The sequence below is a fragment of the Bacillus sp. NTK074B genome, assembly GCF_017303375.1.
Classification (GTDB): domain Bacteria; phylum Bacillota; class Bacilli; order Bacillales; family Bacillaceae_B; genus Rossellomorea.
Genome location: NZ_JAFKOH010000005.1, coordinates 234,581 through 250,494 on the forward strand (window position 1 = coordinate 234,581; position 15,914 = coordinate 250,494).

Below are 15,914 nucleotides of genomic sequence, written 5' to 3' on the forward strand. Positions count from 1 at the left end.
TGCTTTCAGTACATTGCATTGCTGGTGATTTCAGTACCATATTACGCCTCTCCTACAGATGAACTGATTATCGTTTCCACTTTCTCCATGACGGCTTCTTGCAATGCCTGTAATTTTCGATCACTGTCACGTTGCGTTTCACCAATAACGCTGAAATAAAATTTGATCTTCGGCTCTGTTCCAGATGGTCGTAAACAAATCCAGGATCCGTCCTCAAGGAAATATTTCAATACATTTGAAGAAGGAAGGTGTATGGACGATTCTTCACCAGAAACTAAATCAACTTTCTTGCTTATCTTATAGTCCTCCGAGGAAACAACACGTAAGCCGGCCACTTCTTTCAAAGGTTCTTTCCTGAAGTCTTTCAGTATTCCCTGAATTTGTTCAGCTCCTTCTTTTCCTTTCAGGGTTAAACTCTTCAGCCCTTCCTGGTAGAAGCCGTGTCTTTCAAATAATTCATTTAATACATCGTATAGCGTTTTGCCTTCTTTTTTGTAATATGCTGCTGCTTCAGCCGCCATCAATACTGCTTGTATAGCATCCTTATCACGGGCGAAGTCGCCGATCAAATAACCGTAGCTTTCTTCATAGCCGAATAAGAATGAATATTCACCGGTTTGTTCGTACTTCTTGATTTTTTCACCGATGAATTTAAAGCCTGTCAGCACATCCTCGACTGAAGCTCCATAATGCTCAGCGACTTTACGGCCCAATTCAGATGTGACGATGGTTTTGAATACTCGTCCGTTTTCAGGAATCATATTCTTCTCATGTTTGCGGGCTAGAATATAATCGAGCAGGATAGCTCCTGTCTGGTTTCCGGTAAGAAGGATATAGTCTCCGGTTCCCCCTTTAACAGCAACTCCTAAACGGTCTGCATCGGGATCGGTGGCTATCAGTATATCTGCGTCGATTTCCTTTCCGTCACGGATGGCATATTCAAAGGCCGCTTTGTCTTCAGGGTTCGGAGACTTTACTGTCGTAAATTCAGGATCAGGGACCGCCTGGCTTTTTACAATATGAACATGCTCATATCCTAAAGCTTTCAGACCTTTTTCAGACATTTTCAGTGCTGTGCCATGCAGTGGTGAGAACACAATTTTCAAATCCGTTTCCTTGGCGATCTGCGGCTTTTCAGAAATCGATATCAAATGCTCGAGGTAGGATTGATCGATCTCTTCCCCAATCATCTTAATGAGTCCGGCTGATTTTAATTCTTCTTCCTTTTTCACATGGATCTCTAATTCATTTTCGACGGCATTCACTTTCCCTATCACTTCATCCGCTACATGCGGGGGAAGCTGTGCTCCATCTTCTCCGTAGACCTTATATCCATTATATTCCGGAGGGTTATGGCTTGCCGTTACCACGATGCCCGAGAATGCCTTTAGCTGTCTTAAGGCAAAAGAAAGCTCAGGTGTGGGTTTCAATTCGTCAAAGACATAGGTTTGAATGCCGTGGGTTGCCAGTGTTTTCGCTGACTCCATGGCGAATTCAGGCGATTTATAACGGGAGTCATAAGCGATCACAACACCGCGATTTTTCGCCTCTTGACCTTGTTCTTCTATGTATCGTGCTAATCCTTCAGAGGCCTTTCTGACTGTATAGATGTTCATTCGATTAGTGCCGGGACCGATTTCTCCCCTCATTCCACCCGTACCGAATTCAAGGTTTTTGTAAAATGCGTCTTCTAAGGTTTTTTCGTCGTCTTTCATTGACTCTAAGAGTTCTACGATTTCTTCATCCAGATGTAAATAGCTGCTCCATTTTTCCCATGTTGTTATCCAAGTCAAAACGATCCCCTCCTAATGCTGTATAATAATGAATTCTATCAAATATTGTAGAATTCCTTCTAAAACAATCCGTCACATGTCGACAGGATTCGCTCGTCTTTATTTTAGCATAATTGTTAGAATGTTGGCCGTAGAGAAATAACTTGTCTAATAAAAAAGGAACCGCCTTTGTTTAGGCAGTTCAATCTTCGCATAATTCTTTTATTCTTCAATACCCCACCCTAATTTCCAGGATAGAGAACTTCTTCTTGCCAAAGCTGATAACCATATATGAATACTGACAAAATAACGAACAAACACCATCTTCCCAGGGAGGAAATTCCTATTAACTGATAAACCCCAAGTACATCCTGAAGTATGTAATGAAAAGGATATACTGCGAATATAAAGTCAGCGATCACATTCACCAATAAATATTTCCAGAAATGTCCGAATGTGTATGTGAATATCCAAATAGTAACGACCAAAAATGCGCCTAAAACACCCGATACAAAGGCAGGATTTAGGGCTGGAATGATGGAAACATTTATAACCCAATGCTCAAGATTGTAAGCTATGAGATTATATAACACCATTAAAAATGATGCGAAAATGCCCACAGGCATAAACCGCTTCACATTTTTCCTGTTCAAGAGAAATAAGCTGAGCCAGGGAATAATCAGGATTAACCACAAGATGATTTTTACAGACACTCACTTCACTCCTTCAAATTCATCTCATGATTGTAGCATTTCCAAAACATTCTATTTTACTCCTTTCCACTATTGAAAAGACATTGAAGAACTCACCGGAATTGGTTATCCCGATGAGTTCTTTTAGGCAAGTCATCTATTTTTTATAATTAACCCCATAAACATCATGCCTGCGGTCTTTCAGCTGACGGACTGTACCTGATTGGCGCTGGCGGCGAAGGACTTCAAGGTCGACGTCACCAATCATGACCATTTCGATGTTCGGGTTGGTTTCCCCGACGATTCCGTCACGGGCAAACTCAAAGTCAGACGGAGCAAAGATGCCCGATTGAGCGTACTGAATATCCATATTTTCCGTTTGGGGAAGATTTCCGACCGTACCGGAAATGACCGTATAAATCTGGTTCTCAACAGCGCGTGCCTGTGCACAATACCTTACGCGAAGGTAGCCTTGTCGGTCTTCTGTACAGAATGGGGTGAAGATGATTTTTGCACCCTTGTCTGTAGCAATGCGTGCAAGTTCAGGGAATTCAATGTCATAGCAGATCTGTATCGCGATTTTTCCGCAATCCGTATCGAATACCCTTACAGAATCCCCTGGGCTGATTCCCCACCATTTTCGTTCGTTTGGAGTGATATGGACTTTGTATTGCTTTTCTATCGTTCCATCACGGCGGAACAGGTAAGCAATATTGTAAATTTCATCGTTCTCTTCTTTAACGAAGTGTGAACCTCCAATAATGTTGACATTGTAACGAACCGCTAAATCAGTGAACAATTCAATATAGTCTTCTGTAAAATCAGTCAACCTTCTAACAGCAAGGCTCGGTGACTGAATGTTAAGGAAAGACATCAGTTGTGTTGTAAAGATCTCTGGAAATACGACGAAATCTGATTTCGCATCCGAAGCAACATCCGTGAAGTATTCAACCTGATTCGCAAATTCCTCAAAGGAGTTGATTTTACGCATCATATACTGTACGACGCAGATCCGTACCGGATAACTGGTTTTGAAGTGACGCTTGCTGGATGGGCGGTAGTCGACATTATTCCATTCCATCAGTGTCGCATATTTATGGGACCGTTTGTCATCAGGCAAATAGTTCGGATTGATCCGCATCAGGGTGAAGCCATTCAGGAGCTGGAATGATAATACGGGATCATAAATCTTATGGCGCCCCACTGAATCCACGTACTCTCTTGGGGACATTTCTTCAGAGTGCTTGTAATAATTCGGTATCCTTCCCCCGATGATGATACTCTTTAAATTCCACTGCCTCGCAAGATCTTTCCTTGCCTCGTATAATCGGTGCCCTACTTTCATGCGGCGGTATTCAGGGTGCACCATGACCTCAATTCCATATAGATTGTAACCATCTGGATTGTGATTCGTTATGTACCCATTATCCGTTACATCGTCCCAGGTATGACGGTCGTCATATTCATCGAAGTTAATAATGAGGCTTGAGCAGGAACCAATGATTTCCCCGTCTAATTCAGCCACCAATTGCCCTTCTTGAAAGACTTCCAGGTGACTTTCCAGATGATCCACTTTCCATGGATCCATCCCTGGAAAGCAGACAGACTGCATATTGATAATATCTTTAATGTCCTTATGTTCCATTGGACGGATGATCATTTTCTTCTCGAACTGTGATAAGTCTAGTTTTTCTGCCATCTATGATCGACTCCTTCATAAAATACGTGAATTATATACCCTTATAGTGCACTGTTGAAACGAAGTTCATGACAGTGCATTTCTTTTATTTTAGCAAAGGGGTATGGATGATTGAAGAAATTTGATTTACTTGCTTCGTTCATAAATTTGACTGTAGTCTCTGATTTCCGCTCCAATCAACTTGGTTACCATTGAATTCATAATTGTTAAATCTAAATATGTCTTACAAAAACCCTAAAAATAGAAGCACCCTTATCCTGGGTGCTTCCTTTCCATTACCCTTTGAAATAGTAAGCAGTTGCTTCCCATGGGTTTAGAGTGAACGGTTCTTCTATTTCAATTTCATTAGTGATCAGTACATCGGCCTGCTTGATATCAAATGATGCGACGTTATCAATGACTTGCTTTTCTCCGGATACATTGCAAAGGACCAGGATCTTTTCGTTTTCATATGTTCTCGTATAGGCGTATACGTAAGGATGATCTGCATAGTGGAGCTCGAAGGATCCGTATGGGATAATGTCATGCTGCTTACGAAGAGCGATCAATTTTTGGTAGTGGAAAAAGATGGACCCGGAATCATTCAGTGCACTTTCTGCATTGATTTCTGTGTAGTTCGGATTTATGGAGATCCATGGTTCTCCTTCAGTGAAACCACCCTGACTCCTGCTGTTCCATTGCATAGGGGTCCTGGCGTTGTCTCTCCCCTTAATGTAAATGGACTTCATGATTTCATCCGGATTCATGCCCTGGGCTATTTTTTCACGATACATGTTCAGGGTTTCGATATCCCTGTATTCATCAATGGATGAGAAACGGACATTGGTCATCCCTAGCTCCTCCCCCTGATAAATGTAAGGAGTCCCCTGCATCAAATGAAGGAGGGTTGAAAGCATCTTCGCTGACTTCACACGATATTCCCCATCATCGCCGAGCCTTGACACGATCCTTGGCTGATCATGGTTGTTCCAATACAGGCTGTTCCAGCCCTTACCGTGAAGCTCTGTCTGCCACTTCGTTAAAATCATTTTCAATTTTACAAGGTCGAAGGGAATGACGTCCCATTTGCCTCCAGGACCCGAGTCAACGTCCATATGCTCGAATTGGAACACCATATTCACTTCATCCCGGTCCTCCCCGGTGTAAAGGACGGCTTCTTCGGGAGTCACCCCCGGCATTTCACCAACGGTCATGACGTCATAACGAGAGAGGATCTTTTGATTCATTTCGTTCAAGAACTCATGGATGCGGGGACCATTCATAAAATACTCGTGACCGGAAGCATACCTGCTTCCATCCGGATTAAGTGCATCTGGCAGTCCCGGTACCTTTGAAATGAAGTTGATGACGTCCATACGGAAACCATCGATGCCTTTATCCAGCCAGAATTTCATCATGTCATATATTTCGGCGCGCAGTGTTGGATTCTCCCAGTTCAGGTCCGGCTGCTTTTTCGAGAAGATATGCAGGAAATATTCGTCTGTCGCTTCATCATATTCCCAAGCGGAACCGCTGAAAACGGACTCCCAGTTATTTGGCTCCCCTCCATCTTTTCCTTCACGCCAAATATAATAATCACGATATGGATTGTCCTTGGATTTCCTTGATTCCACGAACCAGCCATGCTCATCGGAAGAGTGATTCACCACTAAATCCATGACAAGCTTCATATCACGCTTATGGATTTCCTGAAGCATCTTTTCCCAATCGGCCATTGTGCCGAATTCATCCAAAACCTTTTTATAATTGCTTATATCATACCCATTATCATCATTAGGTGATTCATATACGGGAGATAACCAGACTACATCGATACCCAGTTTATTTAAATAATCCAATTTAGAAATAATTCCTTGAATATCACCAATACCGTCGCCATTGGAATCCATGAAGCTGCGAGGGTAAATTTGGTAAACGACCGATTCTTTCCACCATTGTTTTGTCATATGTGCTTTCCTCCTGTACGATCCATTGGAATCAAGCAAACCGTTTCTGCAACCGTTTGCATAAATCGTAAAAAAAATTTCATATTTCCTCGAAAAGTTTTCTCATTTTACTTTTATAATCATAACATACTATAATTTGATAGAATATACGAAGAAAGGAATTCTCTATGAATAAAAAAGCAGATTCTCTGTTATTCCTTGCATGGGCTTCCTCCCTTATCGCAACTCTCGGGAGCTTATATTTCTCTGAAATCATGAAATACGAGCCCTGTGAATTATGCTGGTATCAGCGTATTTTAATGTATCCGATGGTCATTCTATTAGGAGTGGCTTATGTACGAAAAGATTTTCAGGCGGCATTATATTCTACCATCCTATCCGGTATCGGGCTTATCGTTTCCATTTATCACTATTCCATCCAAAAAGTTTCGTTCTTATCAGAAAGCGCACCTGCCTGCGGACGAGTCCCTTGCACAGGTGAATACATCAACCTGTTTGGTTTTGTTACGATCCCGTTTTTGGCTATGACCGGTTTCATTATCATTTTCATCACAAGTGTGTTGGTTTTAAAAGCAGTAAAGGAGGACAAATAGATTGAAGAAAATCATCATATTCCTGGTGGCGATCGTCGGATTATTTGCAGCCATCGCCATTGTCACAAGTGTCCAGAACAATCAGGAAGCGGAAGGAAATAAGTTCAAGAAAGCCAAACTGAACCCCGCTACCGTTGAGCTTCTAGACGATCCAAACTACCAGAATGTCATTCTTCCAGAAGAGCTGGAAGAAAAGATAAAGAATAAAGAGGAAGCCACCATATACTTCTACAGTTCGACTTGCATACATTGTAAAAGAACGACCCCTACACTTGCACCTCTTGCCGAAGACATGGGAATCGATATGGAACAGTACAATCTGCTTGAATTCGAACAAGGCTGGGATCAATACGGAATTGAAGCTACTCCAACCCTCGTTCATTATGAAGATGGGAAAGAAGTGGCAAGGATCGTAGGAGAGCATCCTGAGGAAGACTTTAAGAGATTTCTTGAAGAGAACGTGAAATCCGAATAAAAAAAGAGGGGCTGACCTTTCCACGGGTCAGCCCCTTTCAAGTGAGGAGGAATTTCAAGATGAAGATACATTGTATCTTCGAGATTAACTTATTAACAAGTATTTTCCCCACAAAAGAATCTTCTAAACATTATTATCAGAATTTCACCAAAAATCTAACTTCTTTAGTCATGTTCCGTTACACAAGCAGCTGATTATCCGCTCTGGAATAAATACTTAAATTTTGCTTGCAGTCAGATTCCTCACTGAATTGTTCATACGATAAAGGAAAGAACATGCCAAAACTTTGGAGGATTCCTGCATTGTGATAAAACATTTCTTCATATACTTCTTCGCTTGAGCCGCTTTCAACGATTGAAATCAATGTTTGTAAACTTGAAATCACTTGGAATGCTTCCTTTAGGGTTCCAAAATATTCAAAGTTTCTCGTCGTCGTATGTAATACTTGCATATCATCGAATTGTTCGATTTCATCATCTGTGAAATAATCAGGGAAAATAGTACAATACATGTACTGTATAAGCTCTTGAATTTTGTCTTCTTGTTCATGTGTTGATGCTAGTAAAACTTTCACCATCATAACCCACCTTTGTAATGGTTGTAATCTCTCTGTAATAGATATATTAAGGATAACATAGAAGTAGAACCAACAGCGTGGTAATTATACCCATGGATTTGGGTTGAATAGGGGTTGAGGTAGGATTAAATACCCACAACAGTATGAGATTTTTGTCATTTAAAGGAGTTTTTTGATGAAAACAAGGAAAATAGGCGAGCGATTCGACCTAGTCATTCCAGTTAATTGGAAAAATGTAACGATTGAAACAATTCTTAGAAACCACTGGCAGGCTCCTAAGAAAATGGTTCATTCCATGAGGATGGAAGGTGATGTCAAAGTGAACGGAGAGATGATTTCATGGACTGCTCCACTTTCACAAGGGGATATTCTACAGATCCGATTATTCAAGGAAGTCGAATACGATGTTCCCCCAACCTACGGGGAACTGGACGTGTTGTTTGAAGATGAACATATGATTGTCGTCAATAAACCCGCCGGGATAGATACTCATCCGAATACTCCTGATGAAACGGATACCCTGGCCAATCTTGTCGCTTTCCATCATCAGGCCCAAGGGGAAAGCTGTCGTGTCTTGCATATCCATCGATTGGATCGAGATACCTCCGGCGCGATCATCTTCGCCAAGCATGCATTAAGTAAAGCGATACTTGACCGGCTTCTTGCCGAGCGGCAGATCAAACGTACCTATCATGCCCTGGTTCACGGTCGATTGAAACAGAAAAAAGGCACCATTTCCGAACCGATCGGGAGAGATCGTCATCACAACACGAGAAGAAGGGTTTCGCCTTCCGGTCAGGATGCAGTCACTCACTATAAAGTATTGGAAGTCAGGAATCCGTATACACTTATCGAAGTACAGCTTGATACCGGCCGTACGCACCAAATCCGTGTACATATGAGCCACATCGGTCACCCGCTGGTAGGCGACACATTATATGGGGGAAAGCCGGTATTCACGAGGCAGGCACTCCATGCAGCACGAATTTCGTTCCCTCATCCGCTGACGGGTGAAAGGATTGAATGTGAAGCGGACTGCAGTGATGATATAGGGCTGTAATAGATTCCATCAATTAAGCACAAAAAAAGCCTGGTCACTCCATATCACGAGTGATCAGGTCTTTAATATTTATTTCAATCCATTTTTAACAGCTTCAGCGATTTGGATCGTACGACGGGTTTGGTGTTTCACGGCAGGTTCAACGGACTCAACCATATTGCCTTCCTGATCAACCGTTACACTCGTACCGTATGGATTTCCTCCAGTTGCAAAGCTTGATTGGTCTGTGTATCCAGGTGCTGCGATGATGGCACCCCAGTGCATCATTGTTGTGTACAGAGCCAGAACCGTTTGCTCCTGCCCACCGTGTGAGTTACTTGCAGATGATGTGGCGCTCACTACTTTGTTGGCAAGTTTCCCATTGAACCAAAGGCCTCCAGTCGTATCAAGAAACGCTTTGACCTGAGAAGGTACATTTCCGAATCTGGTTGGAACGTTGAATAGATAAGCGTCTGCCCATTCCAGATCATCCAGGGTTGCTACCGGGACCGTATCTTTTGTTTCTTTATAGTGCTTTTCCCATGCCGGATTGGAAGCAATCGCGCCTTCTGGTGCAGTCTCTTCGAAGCGAAGCAATTTCACTTCTGCCCCTGCTTCTTTCGCAGCCTCTTCTGCCCATTTCGCCATCTGATAGTTGGTTCCTGTTGAACTGTAATACATGATTGCCATTTTTACGTTAGACATAATCAAAATCTCTCCTTTTAATATGTTTTTATTTATAGTAATTGGGTAAAACACAGAATCAGGTTGCATGTAAATCCATTAAGAAAATAATAATGCATCTATTGAAAAGCTCCCTGCTCCGACAAGGGCTACCCCTAGTGCCACAACAATGAGCAGCACATTATATTCTGTACCATTTTGCGTTGCCCAATAACCGTTTGCACCGTGAACCTTCACGATGGCCACGATCATTGTGCCGATGATGAGCAGTGCACCTAATGGCGTAAGGAAGCCTGCGGCAAACAATAATCCACCCGCTACTTCGGATATCCCTGCAAGTAACGCCATCGTTCTTCCCGGCTTGATTCCAATCGATTCAAAGAAACCTCCCGTTCCCTGTATCCCATGCCCTCCGAACCACCCAAATAATTTCTGTGTTCCGTGAGCAGCGAATGTTAAACCTACTACCAAACGAATAACCAATAAACCTAACGCAGCCAATGCTGTCATCTTTTTTCCTCCTTCATGTTTTCCCTTCGAGATTTAGCTTCAAACATTTCAAATTCAATTATTCTTATGTCAACTATCTTGAATTTGAGATATATAATTAAAAAAAGAGACAAGTTATCTCGAATATGATTATTTTGATTTCGAGATAATTGTATAATACTCTTCTCCCCTCTGTCAATAACAATTTGCAACATTCACTAAAAAGGGTTGGAGGGATAAAAAAAGAGGTCCGTCCCTCTTCTCTGGAGGGACGGGCCTCTTCGTATCATCGATTAAAAATCGAAGTTATCCGGATCTGGACCAAAGCGTTCATCCATGTTCAGCTGGTTGATTTGATTCATCTCTTCAAGTGATAATTCGAAGTTGAACAGATCGGCGTTCTCTTTAATACGGCTTTCGTGAACAGACTTTGGAATGATAATGACATCATTTTGAAGATGCCAGCGCAGAATGACCTGTGCTGAGGACTTACCATGCTTCTCTGCGATATGGCTTAAGGTAGGTTCATCCAAAACTCTTCCCTGAGCGATCGGAGACCATGCTTCTACTGCGATATTCTGTGATGCACAGAACTCCCTTACCTTTTCCTGATTCAGACGAGGGTGTAATTCGATTTGGTTTAAAACGGGCTTTTCATTGCCGTTTTTCATCAGATCCTCAAGATGGTGCTGATGGAAGTTACTTACACCGATTGATTTGATCAATCCTTCACCGTGCAGCCTCTCCATCGCTTTCCATGTATCATTGTACTTTCCTTCCACCGGCCAGTGAATGAGGTACATGTCCAGGTAATCCATTTCAAGCTTTTTAAGGCTGGTTTCAAATGCCTTCAATGTCGTATCGTAGCCTTGATCACTATTCCACACTTTCGATGTGATGAACAGTTCTTCTCTCGCTACTCCACCTTCCTTCACGCCACGTCCTACGCTTTCCTCATTATCGTAGATCGCCGCGGTATCGATGGAACGGTACCCTGACTCGATCGCAGAGCGCACTGCCTGTACCGTTTCAGACGGATCTTTCATTTGGTAAACTCCTAAACCGACATAAGGAATTTCAATTCCATTATGTAACTTTTTCGTGCTTTGTAAGTTTTTCAACATATTGCATCCCTCCTGATTTATTATTTTACAAACTTCATTGGCATTATGCTAATTTTATGATTGTAAAAGTTTCTTTAACTTATCCACCCCTGTCGGTATCCATTCATGGCATCCTGATGCTTTCGCCCCGCCATTTCACTCCTGTTTTTTAGGTCCTTCCCTTATATTTTCTTTTCTTTATTACAAAAGACCATCCTTTTGGCACCGTTTGTATGACATTTTGTAAAAAACTAGTCATTCGTGTTCATTTTGAAATTTTTGTGAAATCATTTACATTTTCTGTTGTTGCGCTTACAAACGTTGATATAGCTAACACGAAGGACTTTAGACTAAAGAGGTATACTTGTCTATACAAGTATTGACGGTGATATACGTCCTTAGTATAGTAACGTAGCACGTAAAAAAATGATGTGAGGTGTTATCATGGCACAAGCCAAACAGTCTTTAAGAGTTATCTTTATTGTATCGATTGCAATCATGATTACTCTATCCGCTTCAATGACATCCGCTCTGGCTGTCACTCAGCCCGAGGCAGACACTCCTTTAAATAAGGAAAATCTCCAAACCCTGTCTGCACAAAATGTTAAGAAACTCGATAACGGAGTTCAATTCGATCTGGGGGAATATAATGCATTCATTCGTATCTTCTCAAAAGATCTAGTGAAAGTTTCAGTCTTAAAAGATGGACAGAAAGAAGAGTATTCTCAAGCCATCGCCAAAAAAGATTGGAAAACACCAAATTTCAAGACGAAAGATAGGAAAGACGTTTATACGATTGAAACAGAAGAACTTACGATTAAAATCAGCAAATCACCATTCGGTGTTAAGTTCTTAGATAAAGAAGGAAATGTAATCAATGAAGATTACATGAAAAACGGAGCTTCACCCGGTTACGAAGATGGAAAGCCTTACGTGTTCAAGAAAACCGAAAAAGGTGAAAACTTCTACGGTTTCGGTGAACAAGCCGGGTTAAATTTCAACCAGCGCGGTGAAAGTATCGGAATGTGGAACACCGATGCATACGCGTATACGAAAGACACGAAGTATGTTTATACATCCATCCCATTCTTCATGGGTTTAAAAAATGAAAAAGCATATGGAATTATGTTCGATAACTCCTACCGTTCTTACTATGAAATGGCAAGTGAATCGGATGATTACTACTATTTCTACGCAAACGGCGGCCCCCTTACATACTACTTCATGTACGGACCAGACATTTCGAACGTATTGGATGTTTACACAGAATTGACTGGAAAAATGAATATGCCTGCAAAATGGACACTTGGTTTACATCAAAGTAAATGGGAGTACACAGCAGATGAAATCGTCGATGTGGCGAAAACGTATCGCGAAAAAGAAATTCCATTGGACACGATGCACTTTGATATCGATTATATGGATGGTTACCGTGTATTCACATGGAATCAGAAATATAAAGATGCCCTTCAGCAGCTGAAATCAATGAAAGGCCTCCATGCGATTGCCATCAATGACCCTGCTGTGAAGCAAGATGAAAACTATGATATGTATAACGAAGGCGTTAAGAATGACTATTTCGCTAAAAATGCAGACGGATCTATGTTCATCGGTCCTGTCTGGCCTGGGGATTCTGCATTCCCTGACTTTTCAAAAGAAGAAGTCCGCGACTGGTGGGCTTCAAAGCATAGTATTCTATTCGATGCAGGTATCGATGGAATTTGGAACGACATGAATGAACCTGCCGTATTCCTGGATGGACCTGAATTCAATCACACGATGCCACTGGACAGCTATTTCGGCACAGAAGACCACAAAATCCTTCAAACCGAGTATCATAACCTGTATGGGCATGATGAAGCAGAAGCAACATTCAACGCTTGGGAAATGTACAAGCCAAATGAACGCCCATTCGTTCTGACACGTGATATGTTCTCAGGCTCTCAGCGTTATGCTGCATTGTGGACAGGAGATTCAGTCAGTAACTGGGAGCACCTGCAAATGTCCATTCCTATGAATACAAACATCGGACTTTCAGGAGTAGCAAATGTAGGGAACGATATCGGTGGATTCGCCCAGCGTCCTGATGCAGAACTATTCGCACGCTGGATCGAGGTTGGTGCATTCTTACCATTCTCCCGTATCCATTATGATTCAGACGCCAAAGCGACTGTGAAACAAGGGCAGGAACCTTGGTCATTCGGACCTGAAGTAGAAGAAATCAGTAAGAAATATATCGAAATGCGTTACAAGCTTATGCCTTACCTGTACAATGCATTCCAAGATTCAGTTGAATCCGGAAAACCGGTTCAGCAACCGCTTGTCTACCAATTCCAAAAAGATGAAAACACCTATGACATCAACGATCAGTTCATGTTCGGAGATCCCATGATGCTTGCACCGGTAGTGGAGCAAGGAAAAACAAACCGTGACGTTTACCTTCCTGAAGGTGAAACATGGGTAAACTTTTGGACGCAGGAAGAATACAAGGGCGGACAAACGATCAATGTCGATGCCCCACTTGCCCACCTTCCGATTTTCGTGAAGAAAGAATCGATCATTCCGACACGGGAAGTACAGCAATACACAGGTGAAAACGAGCTTACCAACCTGGTTCTGGACACTTATGTAGACGGAGAAGCATCCTACAGCTTTTATGAAGATGATGGCGAATCACTTGACCATAAAGATGGCGAATTTGACATCACAAACTTCAACGTTAAAGAGAAAAAGAATAAAATCGAATTCTCTCAATCTCTGGAAGCTGACAACTATGACTCTGGCCTTGAACAGTACACTCTGAAGCTGAACAACGAAGAAGCTCCTAAAAAAGTTCAAGCCGGCAAGAGCAAATACAAAGCCGTTACAACAATGGATCAAATGACAGAAACAAAACGTTCTTACTTCTATGACAAAGAAACAAAAACGATTTACGTGAACATTCCTGTAGAAGAAAGTAAAAAGGTACAAATAAAATTCTAAGAAATTCATGATTTCACAAGGGGCTGATCTTTACGATTGGTCCCTTGTTTTCAGTTAAAAGAAGGTGAAGAAGATCGTGACCATATATAAAAACAAACAATTCATCCTCCTGTTGGCATGTATATTATGTTCAGGAGTCATTTTATTCGTCAAGGTTCACTCTCCAGCTGTTGAAAAGCCTCTGCACCAAGAAACTGATTCTCTAATCTTGGCATTACAAACCGACAAAGCACGCTATCATCCAGGTGACCAGGTAACTTTAACTCTCAAGACACCTGTCAAAGCCGGCAAACTGAACATTGAGTATTATCATCTGGATGAAAAGATTGGAGAAGACATTCTCCCCATCCGGAAAGATGGGAAACAGTCATGGAGATGGTCTCCCCCACAAAATGACTATCAAGGATATTTGGTGAAAATTGAACTGGAATCAGAGACTCATGTCGCGTCAAAGACGATTGCAGTAGATGTGTCTGGGGATTGGGACAGGTTCCCCCGATACGGATTCCTGTCAACATTTGGTACCGAAAACGAATCGCATATGAAAGGCGTGATTAACCGCCTGAACCGCTATCACATAAATGGGATTCAGTTTTATGATTGGCATTATGAGCATCAGGATCCAATGAAAACGATAGACGGAAATCCCGCCCTGCACTGGGAGGATATTAGTAATCGGCGGATCCATTTTGATACGATCGAGACCTATATTTCCCTATCCCATGAGCGGAATATGACCGCAATGGCTTACAACCTTCTCTATGGATCTTTTGAAAATCGTAATCTGCCAAAAGAATGGCATCTCTTTAAAGATCAAGAACAGCGCGAGAAGGACCGGCATCCCCTTCCGGAAGACTGGAAGAGCAATGTGGAAATCATGAACCCGACCAATCCCTGGTGGCAGGATTACTTGATTGAGAAGCAGCAAGAAGTATATCAATCCCTTCCGTTTGATGGATGGCATATTGATCAACTCGGTGACCGGGGGAAAGTATACAATGAGTGGGGAAATCTCATTTCCCTCAATGAAAGCTTCGAACCCTTCCTGAACAAAATCCAGGAGCGCATCCCAGGCAAACAAATCGTCATGAATGCGGTGAATCAATACGGTCAGGAATCTATCAGCAGATCCCCTGTCCCCTTCCTTTACACAGAGGTGTGGGATCCAAATACCACGTACAATGATATTGTCAGGATATTGGATGAAAATCATCGTCGTGAAGGAAATAAAAATACCGTCCTGGCGGCTTATATGGATTATGAACATGCAAATGAGGAAGGAGTGTTCAATGAAGGGGGTATCCTTCTCGCCAACAGCGTGATTTTTGCTAACGGTGGTGCACACCTGGAATTGGGTGAACACATGTTATCGAAGGAATATTTCCCTCATGACGCATTATCGATGAATGAGTCATTACAGCACAAACTCATTCAGTATTATGATTTTTTAACGGCATATGAGAACATTCTTCGGGATGGTGGTATGAGGAAGTCCGATGTCCAGATAGAATCTTCTGATGGCATTCACATGAGTGAGATAGCCGAACAGGGCTCTCTTTGGTACACAGCCAAAGAAAAAGGAAGCAGGCAGATGGTCCATCTTATCAATCTATTGGATGCCGACTCCATTGACTGGAGGGATACATTTGCGACACAACCGATACCCACAGAACGAAACCGTATCGGAATCACAATGAAAACCGACCGTGAAGTCGAAAAAGTCTGGCTCGCCTCCCCCGACATAGACGGCGGTGCACCGCACACCCTTTCCCATAACGTAAGCGCCGGATCCATTTCCTTCACCCTCCCCTCCATCACTTACTGGGACATGGTCGTGATCGAATACAAATAAAAAAGAAGGTC

13 protein-coding genes are annotated in these 15,914 nt (G+C 42.3%); 5 read left to right on the plus strand and 8 right to left on the minus strand.

Annotated elements, in window-relative coordinates; genetic code table 11:
- Positions 1-41: 41 nt before the first annotated feature.
- The 4 genes from JI667_RS10800 to JI667_RS10815 all read right to left on the minus strand — a co-directional run bounded on the left by JI667_RS10800 (position 42) and on the right by JI667_RS10815 (position 6,109).
- Positions 42-1,793, minus strand: a complete 1,752-nt coding sequence (locus tag JI667_RS10800; protein WP_206852928.1) for a phospho-sugar mutase — start codon at positions 1,791-1,793, stop codon at positions 42-44.
- A gap of 221 nt (positions 1,794-2,014) precedes the next feature.
- Positions 2,015-2,485, minus strand: a complete 471-nt coding sequence (locus JI667_RS10805) for a hypothetical protein (protein WP_206852929.1) — start codon at positions 2,483-2,485, stop codon at positions 2,015-2,017.
- A gap of 136 nt (positions 2,486-2,621) precedes the next feature.
- Positions 2,622-4,163 (minus strand): GNAT family N-acetyltransferase, encoded by a 1,542-nt coding sequence (locus tag JI667_RS10810; protein WP_206852930.1) that lies wholly within the window; start codon positions 4,161-4,163, stop codon positions 2,622-2,624.
- 275 nt (positions 4,164-4,438) lie between these two features.
- Complete coding sequence (locus tag JI667_RS10815; protein ID WP_206852931.1) at positions 4,439-6,109, minus strand: glycoside hydrolase family 13 protein; 1,671 nt, start codon at positions 6,107-6,109, stop codon at positions 4,439-4,441.
- Between the two features lie 167 nt (positions 6,110-6,276).
- Here JI667_RS10815 and JI667_RS10820 point away from each other — a divergent pair, with 167 nt between their 5' ends.
- Together JI667_RS10820 and JI667_RS10825 are read left to right on the plus strand one after the other, a co-directional pair.
- A complete protein-coding gene (locus JI667_RS10820) occupies positions 6,277-6,702 on the plus strand; it encodes a disulfide oxidoreductase (protein ID WP_206852938.1) in 426 nt (141 codons plus the stop codon).
- A gap of 1 nt (position 6,703) precedes the next feature.
- Positions 6,704-7,177 (plus strand): thioredoxin family protein, encoded by a 474-nt coding sequence (locus JI667_RS10825; RefSeq protein WP_206852940.1) that lies wholly within the window; start codon positions 6,704-6,706, stop codon positions 7,175-7,177.
- A 178-nt stretch (positions 7,178-7,355) separates the two neighbouring features.
- Here JI667_RS10825 and JI667_RS10830 read toward each other — a convergent pair whose 3' ends face one another.
- Complete coding sequence (locus tag JI667_RS10830; RefSeq protein ID WP_244668287.1) at positions 7,356-7,757, minus strand: DUF5365 family protein; 402 nt, start codon at positions 7,755-7,757, stop codon at positions 7,356-7,358.
- A gap of 172 nt (positions 7,758-7,929) precedes the next feature.
- On the opposite strand from JI667_RS10830, the gene JI667_RS10835 reads away from it, so the two are divergent.
- On the plus strand, positions 7,930-8,814 hold the full coding sequence (locus JI667_RS10835) for an RluA family pseudouridine synthase (RefSeq protein WP_206852942.1): 885 nt from the start codon (positions 7,930-7,932) through the stop codon (positions 8,812-8,814).
- Positions 8,815-8,883: 69 nt separating this feature from the next.
- On the opposite strand, the gene wrbA is transcribed toward JI667_RS10835, so the two are convergent.
- The 3 genes from wrbA to JI667_RS10850 form a co-directional block, all read right to left on the minus strand.
- Positions 8,884-9,498, minus strand: coding sequence for an NAD(P)H:quinone oxidoreductase (gene wrbA / locus JI667_RS10840; RefSeq protein WP_206852944.1), 615 nt, complete (start codon positions 9,496-9,498; stop codon positions 8,884-8,886).
- A gap of 78 nt (positions 9,499-9,576) precedes the next feature.
- The gene (locus JI667_RS10845; RefSeq protein ID WP_414635231.1) at positions 9,577-9,987 is read right to left on the minus strand and encodes a DoxX family protein; all 411 of its coding nucleotides are present in this window, start codon (positions 9,985-9,987) and stop codon (positions 9,577-9,579) included.
- Positions 9,988-10,259: 272 nt separating this feature from the next.
- On the minus strand, positions 10,260-11,090 hold the full coding sequence (locus tag JI667_RS10850) for an aldo/keto reductase (RefSeq protein WP_206852946.1): 831 nt from the start codon (positions 11,088-11,090) through the stop codon (positions 10,260-10,262).
- A gap of 423 nt (positions 11,091-11,513) precedes the next feature.
- Here JI667_RS10850 and JI667_RS10855 point away from each other — a divergent pair, with 423 nt between their 5' ends.
- Positions 11,514-14,051 carry a glycoside hydrolase family 31 protein gene (locus tag JI667_RS10855; RefSeq protein WP_206852948.1) on the plus strand — a complete coding sequence of 846 codons (2,538 nt, stop codon included), beginning with the start codon at positions 11,514-11,516 and terminating at the stop codon, positions 14,049-14,051.
- Between the two features lie 76 nt (positions 14,052-14,127).
- Positions 14,128-15,903, plus strand: coding sequence for a glycoside hydrolase family 66 protein (locus JI667_RS10860; RefSeq protein ID WP_206852950.1), 1,776 nt, complete (start codon positions 14,128-14,130; stop codon positions 15,901-15,903).
- Positions 15,904-15,914 lie beyond the last annotated feature (11 nt).

Excerpts from the sequence above, each read along its gene's own strand:
- JI667_RS10850 (WP_206852946.1), bottom strand. The coding sequence starts at position 11,090 with ATGTTGAAAAACTTACAAAGCACGAAAAAGTTACATAATGGAATTGAA.
- JI667_RS10835 (WP_206852942.1), top strand. The coding sequence starts at position 7,930 with ATGAAAACAAGGAAAATAGGCGAGCGATTCGACCTAGTCATTCCAGTT.
- JI667_RS10815 (WP_206852931.1), bottom strand. The coding sequence starts at position 6,109 with ATGACAAAACAATGGTGGAAAGAATCGGTCGTTTACCAAATTTACCCT.
- JI667_RS10845 (WP_414635231.1), bottom strand. The coding sequence starts at position 9,987 with ATGACAGCATTGGCTGCGTTAGGTTTATTGGTTATTCGTTTGGTAGTA.
- wrbA (WP_206852944.1), bottom strand. The coding sequence starts at position 9,498 with ATGTCTAACGTAAAAATGGCAATCATGTATTACAGTTCAACAGGAACC.
- JI667_RS10830 (WP_244668287.1), bottom strand. The coding sequence starts at position 7,757 with ATGATGGTGAAAGTTTTACTAGCATCAACACATGAACAAGAAGACAAA.
- JI667_RS10810 (WP_206852930.1), bottom strand. The coding sequence starts at position 4,163 with ATGGCAGAAAAACTAGACTTATCACAGTTCGAGAAGAAAATGATCATC.
- JI667_RS10855 (WP_206852948.1), top strand. The coding sequence starts at position 11,514 with ATGGCACAAGCCAAACAGTCTTTAAGAGTTATCTTTATTGTATCGATT.
- JI667_RS10820 (WP_206852938.1), top strand. The coding sequence starts at position 6,277 with ATGAATAAAAAAGCAGATTCTCTGTTATTCCTTGCATGGGCTTCCTCC.